General features: G+C 54.3%; 8 protein-coding genes. 2 read left to right on the top strand and 6 right to left on the bottom strand.

Going from position 1 to position 11,193, the window contains the following annotated elements; genetic code table 11:
* Positions 1-911: 911 nt before the first annotated feature.
* Both M7439_RS01170 and M7439_RS12910 read left to right on the top strand, forming a co-directional pair.
* Positions 912-2,057 carry a tyrosine-type recombinase/integrase gene (locus tag M7439_RS01170; RefSeq protein ID WP_298341974.1) on the top strand — a complete coding sequence of 382 codons (1,146 nt, stop codon included), beginning with the start codon at positions 912-914 and terminating at the stop codon, positions 2,055-2,057.
* Between the two features lie 762 nt (positions 2,058-2,819).
* A complete protein-coding gene (locus tag M7439_RS12910) occupies positions 2,820-3,332 on the top strand; it encodes an HNH endonuclease (RefSeq protein ID WP_367184959.1) in 513 nt (170 codons plus the stop codon).
* Positions 3,333-3,357: 25 nt separating this feature from the next.
* On the opposite strand, the gene M7439_RS01175 is transcribed toward M7439_RS12910, so the two are convergent.
* The 6 genes from M7439_RS01175 to M7439_RS01200 all read right to left on the bottom strand — a co-directional run.
* Positions 3,358-5,535, bottom strand: a complete 2,178-nt coding sequence (locus tag M7439_RS01175; RefSeq protein ID WP_276969972.1) for a hypothetical protein — start codon at positions 5,533-5,535, stop codon at positions 3,358-3,360.
* 10 nt (positions 5,536-5,545) lie between these two features.
* Positions 5,546-6,343, bottom strand: coding sequence for a hypothetical protein (locus M7439_RS01180; protein WP_276942251.1), 798 nt, complete (start codon positions 6,341-6,343; stop codon positions 5,546-5,548).
* Between the two features lie 9 nt (positions 6,344-6,352).
* Positions 6,353-7,006, bottom strand: a complete 654-nt coding sequence (locus tag M7439_RS01185; RefSeq protein ID WP_298341989.1) for a hypothetical protein — start codon at positions 7,004-7,006, stop codon at positions 6,353-6,355.
* Positions 7,007-7,522: 516 nt separating this feature from the next.
* Positions 7,523-8,674 (bottom strand): hypothetical protein, encoded by a 1,152-nt coding sequence (locus M7439_RS01190; RefSeq protein WP_276969970.1) that lies wholly within the window; start codon positions 8,672-8,674, stop codon positions 7,523-7,525.
* 253 nt (positions 8,675-8,927) lie between these two features.
* The gene (locus tag M7439_RS01195) at positions 8,928-9,311 is read right to left on the bottom strand and encodes a RidA family protein (RefSeq protein ID WP_367184960.1); all 384 of its coding nucleotides are present in this window, start codon (positions 9,309-9,311) and stop codon (positions 8,928-8,930) included.
* A gap of 365 nt (positions 9,312-9,676) precedes the next feature.
* On the bottom strand, positions 9,677-11,193 hold a 1,517-nt coding region (locus tag M7439_RS01200; RefSeq protein WP_308464346.1), incomplete at its 5' end, for a hypothetical protein.

Consider the following 11,193-nt stretch of genomic DNA (forward strand, 5'->3'; position numbering starts at 1 on the left):
CTCATCCCATTACAGACTGGGCATTTTGGCCGCTCACCCAGACACTCGATATGGACCCGAAGGGGTGTCTTTGAATCTTCGTTACCCAGATCCTCGACACCAATCAAATTGACATCCTTTAGACCGAGCAAGATCTCTGCAATTCGGATAGGATTTTGTTCCACAGGGGTCCTCCAGTGATGAGTTGTTGCTAATCCCATTCTGGCAGAGCCCCTGTGACCCTCCCAAACTCACCCCTAGCTGGTGTGGCTACACCCGACTAAATTCCCCACTTAAATCCGAAGTCCCTCTTTAACGAGCTCGGCTAAGACTCCGTTGAAGATCCTTGGCGGACATGCAAAAATGCACGCAGTGTCGCTGTCCTCCAAGGCTTGCTGGTCAGTCGTCGATAGTCCACTCGACATGAAACAATCGATCACATTCGCTTGGATCGTCTCACGACCTATAAAGCGGGACTCAGGCAGGCAGGAACATTGTGTTCCGTTTCCCATTTGATAAGCATGGACGGCGCCAGGGTTCCGTGGGCTTGGCTATCCACATATCAATAATGAATCAGAAGAGGCACAAGGAGAGAGGTTGAGGGCGTCGCGTGGCGTTTATTCGTGCTCTGGCCGAAAGTGTGCGAATGTGTATGGCGATTCGACGTGCAGCTATCCTAGGCGACCGCTCAAACTTTACTCGGGGCTTCTTGCCATCAAATAGTGGCCATAACCTGCGGGATTGTGGTGGAGGTGATGGGACTCGAACCCACGAACCTCTTGACTGCCAGTTCCGCAAAGTAGGGTTTATAGTGTCTCATTGAGTCCAACACAGTGCATATGACCTGGGATTATGCATTTTGGGGTAAGTCACCCCAGGCCGCGTCCATGACCCCATAGGCAACCGGATAGGCAACCGGCTGGGGTGAAAGAATGCGAGGTCGAAGAACGCTTGGCCAAGGCAGCATCTATCGCTATGGCGACCAATGGCGTGCCCTCTTGAAGTGGACCGGACCCGACGGTAAAGTCATCACCCGATCGAAGCGATGTCGCACCAAGGCAGAGGCAGAAGCTGCACTGGCGAAGTTTCGCGGAATACGTGATGCCGGTGTCACCGAGAATGCAACAACGACTATTGACATGTTGCTTACCCGATGGCTCACAACCCATGAAGGCGATATCGCTGACTCCACCTTAGTACAGTACGAGTGGGCCACAAGGCATATCACCAAGAGGTTGGGATCTCTCCGGGTCGAAAGGCTCACCCCGGCGATGGTCGATCGCTTCGTGGATCAACTCGCAGAGTCAGGTCTGTCACCTCGTTCACGTCGTCTCATCCGGGTCGTACTCTCCCAAGCCTGCAAGGCAGCCGTTGGTTGGCGTCTGATCCCGGCAAACCCCTGTGATCATGCGAGACCGATCAAGTTAGAACGACGAGAGCCTGAGGCTCTCAGTGTTGAGGAGGCGAGACGACTCCTGAGTGCCGCCAAGGAGGACCGCCTCGGTGTCCTCTGGCTCGTACTTCTTGCTTTGGGTCTGCGCCGTGGTGAGGCGTTGGCTTTGCGATGGAGCGATCTTGATCTCATATCAAAGACGCTTACCATCTCGCGTGCGCGAGTGAAGTCGGGTGCCAAGGTGATCGAGGGACCAACCAAGACCGCTCGCTCGACTCGTACCGTACCCCTTCCTGCCTTTCTCGTTAGCGCACTCCAAGAGCATCGACTAATCCAACGCCAAGAGCATGAGAAGCTGACAGAATTGGGCTTTACCCCAGCGAGCGAATATCTGTTCACCTCACACTTTGGTCGTCCGCTTGACCCGGATAACACCTCACATGCCTTTCAAGCCTTTGCAGCACGAGCTGGCCTTGGTAAACGCCATGTCCATGAGCTTCGCCACGCTGCTGCCTCCTTGATGCTGGCGGCTGGAACCCCACTACCCGAGGTTTCCCGCGTGCTTGGCCACAGCTCCACCCGGATCACCGATGAGGTCTATGCACACCTTGGGCACGAGGCTCTAAGGGCTGCGGTGGATCGCCTGGCTGGGGTGTTGGATCCGAGTCTAGGATCGAAGTCATAGTGGCGACGTGAGGGTCGCCTCTCTTTCAGCCGTCGCATACGACTTGTTATCGGAATGGGTGCCTAGAGGAGCTGTTAATGTAAAGCTTTGCGTAGGTGAGTGAATGATTACCGTTGATCAGTTTGCAACGGTTATCACTTGGCATGTGGACAAACTCTGGTGATATGTATTGAAAATTTGATTTGCAAGCATGGTTTCAAAATCCATCCGCTGGTGATCGATCTGACGGAGCAGTTGCCCCTAGTCGGCTTTCCTGCTGGGATGGCGTCGCATAGCTAGCAAGGAAGACTCGGAGTGTTGCATTCTGATCTCCGTCGACCACCACCGCTCGATACCTCTCATTATCCATGCGGGTTACGATGGCTCTGGCGTGACCTCCTAGCCGAAAATGAATTTTCCTCTCATAACTATTGGGTCGATGTTCGCAAATATCAGATGGATCGCATTGAGCTCGCCACTCCTTATCCATGTGTTTTGGACAGGGTGCTGATGGTGGGGTTTACGGTTCATCTATTCGTGCTTCTGCGACACGTGTCTGCTCATATAGACAACCCTGAACCGACATAAGCGATGTGTTCGTATCTAGAAATACGTTGTCATGGCATCTCGGTGGTTGGTAAACTGAGGAGCGTGTTACGAAGGGCCGAGAACGTCGAAGTCATTCATCGAGCTGGTTTCTTTACCGGACGAGGCTGGTTGACGCTAATTATCGGGAAGCAAACATATCCTATTGCAAGAATCGGTAGAGATGAGTTTCAGGTGATGGTCTCGGATGAGGAAACTACGCCTGTGGCCGTGGGACGCGTTGGGGAGCGTAACTATTGGTGGTTCCAGCACCGATTCTATTGGGACAACGATGGTCTATCTCAGAGCGAGATTTATGCACTCTTGATCACGCGTCGACAGCGAGAGCAGCAGCGGATCGCTATCGCTCAAGCTACCGTCGCGGTAGGCTCCACCCCTCAACCATCGCCACGAGGTGCCATCCCTGATGATGTGAAGCAATACGTTTGGGCTCGCGATGGCGGGCGATGTCGCAGCTGCGGGTCGGGAGTTGAACTTCAATTTGATCACGTCATTCCGATTGCCCTTGGAGGTTCTTCAGTAGTTGATAACCTGCAGGTGCTTTGTGGACCTTGCAATCGTCGCAAGGGGGCCGGCCTGACTACGGGGCAAAGTTCTACTAACGTGCCGAAATCTATCCCAAACAATTCGACACCGGCTCCGTCTGCTCAAAGCCAACCGTGGTGGAAACAGCCCGGACTCCATGATTAAGTCCGTGAACCACGGCGCCACAGATTTAACCTCGTGCAATGCAGATGCAGTACCTCCGGTAGGTTACTTCGCGATATCTACCGTGGTCCCACTCGGCCTTTACTTGTTGCCATGTTGCGTCCCGAGCGTTTTGTCGGTCTCGACTGAGCCTCAGATCTGCTTGGGCGCATTCCCGTAGAAACCGGTCACGAGTTTCGGTGAGTTCGACCCCGATTGCTAGATGGGTCGCAGCCCACGATTCGCGAAGTTGATGTTGTTGACTCATGGCTTCTGCTCGTACTTTCCTCTCAGCCTCGGCAAGTGACTGTCGTTTTTGAGCGTACTTAAGCCTGATCGCCTGTGCCTGCATCTGTGGCAAGATTGTGGGCTGTGTCCTGCGAGCACTTTCCTCAACATCGCGACGCCAAGCGTCAAGCGTTAGTGCCTTGATCTCGCCTATGCCGTTTGGATGCACTCGATGCCCATTGCGCAAGTTGATAAACGCCTTCGAATCCGTGCCAATTGAGATGCCTGTAAAATCAGCTGCCGTCATGATGCCATGTGCTTCGAGTTCTAGTTTCAGGAGCTGTCCAATGCCTGGCATCGTGGCCGACTGGATGGAGGCAATCCGAAGCTTGGCTGCAACATGCTGATTTTGTAGTATCTGGAGTTCCTTGCCAAACTCGACGGATTCTGATGACTGAAGGGACTGCACCTGCGTGCTGATATTGGACAGTTGTTGCTTCGCCTTTGTCTCCGCAGCCGCTAACTGCTTTTGCTCAGTTGCATACGCATCTTTTGCACGCTTGTCGATCTTGGCAATAGCCTGCCTTTCGCGTTGGTCGATAGCACGCCGATCTTTCTCAGACTTGGAAGCTAATCGTCTCGCGCTGTTAACCGCTAAGTTTCGCCGTGCTAGCTGCGTTCGACTGTCTCGCTTGCCTTGTGCTTCAGCCGTTCTATAGTACAACACACCACTAATTGCAAAAAGGAGCGTGGCTAGACAGGCTCCGCCGATTACGGCATCGGTAACGGTAATAATGGCGCCTGCACCAAGAGCGACAAGAGCGACAAGAGCGAGCAGGATGGTCGCGCCGAATATCCGAAGGGTTTGATGGGAGGGTTCGAAGGGGAGTCGCTCAATTGGTGGAAGTTGCTCTAGGATCCAGGTTGAGTCGTTTGGTGACTCTGTTGCACCAAGCGACGCGGAGTCTAATGAGGTCAACCAGTCAGAGATTGCTTTCGAGACGTCGTTCCTAGCGCCCTCTACCTTGGAACTGTCTGCTTTATGGCTAGTAGAGAGGGGACGTTCCGAGTTTGGTGCTGGAACAGCCATTGTGTCTAGAGCCGGAATGCTAGTGAGGTCATTTGTCCAGAACGGAGCCAATGCTTTGCTTAGATGCCTGAGGCGTTCATCAGGACTCTGAGAGAGCAGCACCAGGGCACGGGAATTTTGTGGAGGCAGGAAGTCGTCCTTGCGGAAAAGGAGAGCTTCATCGCCTTCACTATGCAAGAGTGTCCATAGTATCGGATCGATTGTGATTGCTACGAGCGACCCGTAGATGACCCAAGAGGAAAATCGGTCTAAATCAGGACCCCAGTTTTCCATAGAGCGAGTAGGAGATTGATAGTTTGTGTGTCCGATCTCACTCGCGCCGAGTCGGTCCAGTCCAGCGACGTACATGCCGTCATAATCGATGAGTTTCAGCTCACCATTGGGTGTTACCAGGAGGTTCCCGTGCTGGAGGTCTCCATGGGCAATCCCGCAGGCCCCCATGTCTTTGATCATTTGTGCGAATTCGTTAGCCAGCTCAGCCAGGACGGATGGCTGCCATAAATGTGCCTCGATGTATGGAATTAATCCCTTAGCATCGACCCATTCCATCTTAAGAATTGGATACCATTTACCTAGGCACAGAATGCCCTCAGTTATATAGTCGAATGGCACACGCCACGGCCTGTTTATCGCGCTTAATGTCTGACTAATTTCTTTGTATCGAGTGTGTTGATCGGTAGGGTACCGGGTAAAGCATTTCACTGCCCATCGTTTTCCATCGGCACCATCGATAGTGAACACGCTCGCAAAATTGCCGCTGATCGGCTTAGGCAAACCAAGAGGGTCGGATTTTGGCTTGCCGTTGGCTAAGTCAGGATCCTTAAAGCAGGCTGCAGGGTTCTGAATCGCTTCTCGATACTGGCCGCCTGTTGGATAGATTGGTGTCACTGATATCGACTCAGTAAAGGTCGACCCGAACGAGCGTGGTGTCATCATCGCGCAAAGTACCGTTATCTCGTTGAGATGCTACCCAAGATTCGAAGTTCATTTCGAAGTCGGAGGTGTCGAGATCTCTGAGAGGAACCCAGGGTCTGGTGCCAGCATGCGCACTGCGAAGGAACCATGCCGCAAGCGCATCGGTAACGACATAGAAGCTGTCGTCATGCTGCCATGTGCCCGAAGTCAAGGTCGCATGCCGACTGACGATGGAATATTCGGCTCCTCGGCTGGAAAGCAACGGCGGCTGATAGGAAAATGCGTTTTCATCTTGCAATGGAAAGCTTGTGTGAAGTTTATCGTCGCGCACTTGGAACAAACAACAGTCGCCAACGGCCACTGCTCGCCACCGTGGTGGGGTGTTGCCTTTGCCGTCAAGGAAATCTACCACGATTATCGCCGCATGAGCACCTTTTTCGAGCCCGGGTTCTTCGAACCATTGGATCGGGGCATCCCGAGCTTCGCGTTCGGCTACATAGCAAGCCACGTCCACCGCCCACTGGGTGACGGCCACCTGGTAAGCCGCGATAAAGCCCCGTCTGGTACCGGTGGTGCGAGATGCTGTTCCAATTGCCGAAGATAGCCTCTTCGCCCAGCGGCCCGCCAACAGCGATTCGCTAGCACCGTCTGCCACCACGACACGAAGAGATTGGCTTGCGATTTCCTCTGAGCCGTTCGGGTCCACCCAGTGCGCATCCTCATACTCCTCCATCGAGCATCCCCGTTTGGGAGCCGCAAAGATCGCAAGATTGGCGAGCATCTCGTCGCCTCAGCGTAGATCAGAGGCTCGTGTTCCAATATCTAGGAATTGGACTACGGATGTGACGTCGGCGTTGAATACGAAACCCCGAGTGCCTTCAGAAACTGGGATGCCCAGTTGCTGAGTGTAAGTCCGCATTCCGGTCGGCAGAATGCTCGACAAGTTAAAAAGGGCTTTGGCATACTGGTTCACTAGGGTAGCTTCATTGTCCGGAAAACTGATCGCCGCACTTGAGTCAGAAGAGACGTGCAGGTTGAAGAGAAGTACTGGCCCGTCCACGCTCGAGAGCTGTCGGATCCCGTCCGCGGCAAAGCTCGGGTCCCCATCGGTTGATTCGCCATCTGTAAGGTTCAGCACTACTGGTGGGAAACACCCGGGATGATCGATCAACCATGTCGATACAATCGATTGGGCCCGCGCCAGCGCGGATGACATCGGCGTCCCGCCATTGGCAATAGGATCAACCCATACAGGAAACTTTACCTCTTGGTCGACAAGTCCTCCAGCGCCATCTGGAACTTTCTTTGAGCGAGTCTCGAGTCGAGCCGGAGACGCCGCTATCTCGCTTAAAGGGACAAGTTCGCGACCCGCGAGGGCGCCGGATAAGGCAGGGGCAACATTAGCCCCGTAGCCAATAACACCAACGTGGAAGTAGTCGCGCACGCCTTCCTCCTTCGCACATTTTATGCTTAGTTCCGACAGAAGACGATTCAAAGCATCCGCCACAACGTCGCATTTGCGCTGCCCCTCCCCACTCCCAATATGGTCGTGCATCGAGCCCGATTGGTCGAGCAGGAAGACGAAGCACGTTGGATTGGCGCGACTGATCTCTACTGAGTACATACTACCCCCCTTTTCCCGACCGTCGAAGTGCGAAACATTGTCCGATATGGCGGCCGATACCCAATTGTCAGCCTATGGATTCCGAGTTTAACCCGACATTTAGTGAATTTCCCACGAAATCAACTGTTTCGATCGAATTTGTGCGAGGCGGACATGTGGAGTGCTGGAAGATGGGTAGTGGTTGCTCTGATTCTTCGATGTGGTGCCACCGAGCTTTAGGAGAAGAGTTCAATCACTTGATCCAGATGCTACTGTCGAACTTGGGTTATCCAAAGGTTTGTGCCAGCATTTCCCTTGACCAGTTTGGCTGACGCTGTCTGTTACCCCGTGGACCAATCATTCGGTGAGATCAGATCTCAGCCGCTCTGCCATCCAGGACAAGATTGCAAAGAGATCCCGTCGCGCAGGGTCGTCGACGAACAAAGCTAGCCGAAGATTCGGACGCAGACTATGCCTGGCTTCGTCAATTGAGACGCCCGGGATCTGATTGAATTTACGGATCACCTCTCGCCGAATCTCGTCTTCCCGGAAAGATGGGGAGCGCCTAACGTACTGGAGGTCGACCTCAAGATGCCCCGACGACCACAGCGATGCAAAGACGTAGGCATCCGGGTGTGGACCGGCTGCTAGGAACATCGAACCATATACTTTGCCGTTCCCATATGTCACTCGGACACCCTGGACTCGTGTCCACTCAAGGATCTCGCGGCAGAGCGCAACGCAGGCGGGATCGCTGCGTTCACCAAGGTCGGCAAAGAAACTCTCCTCATCCCACTGACGCTTTGGAGCCGATGGCACTTCACTCTTGTTCGCAATAGCACGGGTGGTATTGCCGATGAGTTTCGGAACGATGACCCTTACTCCGGGGAGTTGATCGGCACTCACGTACTGGGGCAACTCAACGGCGTAGACCTCGGTGAGTCGGAGGTGTTCGTTCAAGAACTCGACGAGGCGGATCAGTGAATCTGGAATGGAGTCTGCAACAAAGACACACCGCACTCGACCTGCCCGGAGGTTCTCATCGACTCTTGACCAGAAGTTCTCTGGGCTGAGTTCAGCATCGTCTAAGAACTCTAACAGCCTCTGGTCGGAGTCCTCATCCTGGGAGTTGAACCACCCCTCAAGGGTGCCGGGTTGCCAATAAAGGGTGGCATTAGCAACGTAGTCGAGCATCTGAGCCACGACCTCACGACGAACCCTGGTATCACTTGCTCGCTTTACCTCGACAAACGTTGGGGTTGCGAATTGATCGACGAGGATATGGTCGATGGACCACCAATCTGAGCCTCCATCCTCTCTCGGTATCCCCGCTTCTCGTTGGACCAAGAGCCAACGGATGGATCCACCTTCGCCGATATCACCCATGCCAGGGATGAGTTCTGGATGATCGTTGATGAGTTGTTGGAGTTCAGCCTCTCGATCGTAGCTATTCTTCTGCACCGAGGTGAGCTTGCCGTCTGATCCAATGATGAAGATTGGTTCGTCCACGTTAGCTCCTTCTCTCAGATCTAGACCTTACCAGCAGGGCTGGCCTCATTCGATTACGAAATTTACTCTGCATGCGAATCTACCGTCGCCGAAGGGATGAACCGCAATGAGTGCCTATGCTTGCGAGGAATGATCACCGGCACGGCGACAAAACACCAGTCATAGTACGACCTTCTGCTTTTTTGTTTTTTGGCGGCTAACGGGGGCGGTCCTACCCCCGCGCTAGCTCAGCTTCACGCCTAGAACCATAGCTCTAAGGCACGATGGCGTCTGCCTCAATTTCTACCAGCAGAGCCGGGTCGATGAGGCTGCTCACTTCTATCATCGAAGAGGCCGGCCGGATAGCGCTGAACACTTCGCCATGGGCATAACCGACTTCCTGCCAGCGGGAGATATCCGTCACATAGATGCGAGTACGGACGACATGTTCCACCCCTGCTCCCAGTTCATCTAGAGCGACAGTGATTCGACGTAGCACCTCGCGGGTTTGTTCGCCGATATCGTTCCCGCCGACCACTCCACCCTCAATGGCAGCTGTCGTACCTGCGACCATAATCCAACTTCCGACTTTTACAGCCCTAGAGTAGCCCACCACGGGTTCCCATTTAGCTCCCGATGATAACAGTCGCCGCTCCATCACTCCTCCGTCCTGCACCGCCCATCTACTAGTGCCGTGCACGTCCCTTGTTGGTTCTCTCCCCCAGATTAACGAGGTCATCAGAATATTTCTGTAGGACAACATTGCTGAGGTAACGGAGACTGCGATCAAGTCTTCCTGGCAATCTGGGTGGCAAATTTCGCTCGTTTCGGACGTCTAAACCGCAAATTTTCGGGCGGTCTGAGGCGAGGAGCATTCATGCGGCCATCGAGCACCACTCCTAACCCTACCTCTCCTCCCCTTTTGGTGACCAGTCCTGGTCGGTAACTCGCCCTTCTCATCCTCGCCCGCCGGATGCGCGAGGTCAGGTTCCCCCTGCAACTCGTCAAGCTAGAGCGCGTGAACTATCGACCCGCCACCCTCGTAACTGATACTTCAACTACCTGATTGACGACACTGGGGTGGTCAGATGTGTCATTGACAATCTCGCCACAACCGAGCCTGATAGCAGCCCTCGCTGCAGAGCTAGCCCTTCTCCACTGCCCAAGTTGTTCAATGCTATCGACACATTCCTCATTGCCAATGACCGTGTTACCGGCGATGTTCCACCGCTCTCGATAGGCTGCAACGGTCGCGACGTTTACCACCCACGCTGCTTGGCGTGTTGGATCTGATGGCATCTGTCCGAGTAGTTGTACCCACTTGGCCCGCTCCTCTATTGCCCGCTCAGCAAGTGCGGTCGCACGTTGCTCGATGGCATGCTCGCGCTCGATGAGGGCTTGACCAAGATCTGGATCAGTTACCTCGGTTGCTCTTGGGATGAGTCCTGCGATGAGGTTTGTTGACCCGATCCGCCTGCTGCCATGCTTCTTTGTCCAAGTCGCCACTCGGTTAGCTAACACCGCCGCTAGATCATCGGCATCATCGAGTTGGCGTGCTGTGACGAGTGTTCTAAAGTCATCGTCGATGTCAATCCCACGTGCCTTTGCACCTCGAAGCGCTGAGAGCAGCGGTCCATATGCGGAGCTCTCTCGAATCTGTTCTAGATGTTTCTCCGTTAGACCCGAGCGCGCAAGTAACTCGTTCCATCGCTCCTCCTCGGCGAGTCTTGCGATGGTCTCATACTCCCCATGGAGCCGGATGATCCCCTCTGCATCTTCGTGTTCTCTCCGGATCATCTCATGGGCTCCCAGCTCTGATCCTTGGTTGGCAAGACAGGTGACAAGGATCTGGCGAGCAGATTGCACTTCGGTTGTCCCCTCGTGTGCGGTCGCGGGATCTGGGTCATAGTGGGTATCGACATAGAGGAGGTTGGCCTCTCTCCCTCTTGTGGCTGCGACGTAGAGAACCTCTCGTGGAGTTGTACTGGTGATCATCGCATGGGCGGTATCGAGAGTTCGTCCCTGTGCACGATACGCAGTCGTGGCATAGGCCAGCTCGACATGTTCGGCCACATAGTCAGACGGTAATACGACTTCGCCTCTTCCTCCAAGGCGCCTGATGGTCATAGTGCCGTCGTTACTGGTCGCTACAACCTGCCAACGATCACCGTTCTTCACCCACCCCTTGCCGGTAGTGAGTAGGCGACTGTTCTCTCGGGTCACGACCTCATCACCAACCCCAGCGATAGTTCCATCGACCAAGCTCAACCCCGACTCTGCTACCTCACCTGTAGCCACCCTGTCTGCTCGGGCTCGGTTGTTCAACTCGGTAACCGTGTCTGAATCCCCTGCGATCATGAGCGAGTCCTTGCCTGTCATGACGTCGCTTCTCCAGGCCTGATAGAGTGCCTCGAGCAACTCCTCGCGCTCTCCCTCTTTGATCCTCTCATGCGCTACATAGGCATCGATCGCCTCCTCGTTGCCAACACGTAGCTCCATGCTCGCCGTTCTCTCCCAGGCATGGGTAAAGCGGCGAACAT

Origin of the sequence: Ferrimicrobium sp., from assembly GCF_027319265.1 — a bacterium.
In the GTDB taxonomy this organism is placed as follows: domain Bacteria; phylum Actinomycetota; class Acidimicrobiia; order Acidimicrobiales; family Acidimicrobiaceae; genus Ferrimicrobium.

Excerpts from the sequence above, each read along its gene's own strand:
- M7439_RS01180 (WP_276942251.1), bottom strand. The coding sequence starts at position 6,343 with ATGCTCGCCAATCTTGCGATCTTTGCGGCTCCCAAACGGGGATGCTCG.
- M7439_RS01170 (WP_298341974.1), top strand. The coding sequence starts at position 912 with ATGCGAGGTCGAAGAACGCTTGGCCAAGGCAGCATCTATCGCTATGGC.
- M7439_RS01195 (WP_367184960.1), bottom strand. The coding sequence starts at position 9,311 with ATGGAGCGGCGACTGTTATCATCGGGAGCTAAATGGGAACCCGTGGTG.
- M7439_RS12910 (WP_367184959.1), top strand. The coding sequence starts at position 2,820 with ATGGTCTCGGATGAGGAAACTACGCCTGTGGCCGTGGGACGCGTTGGG.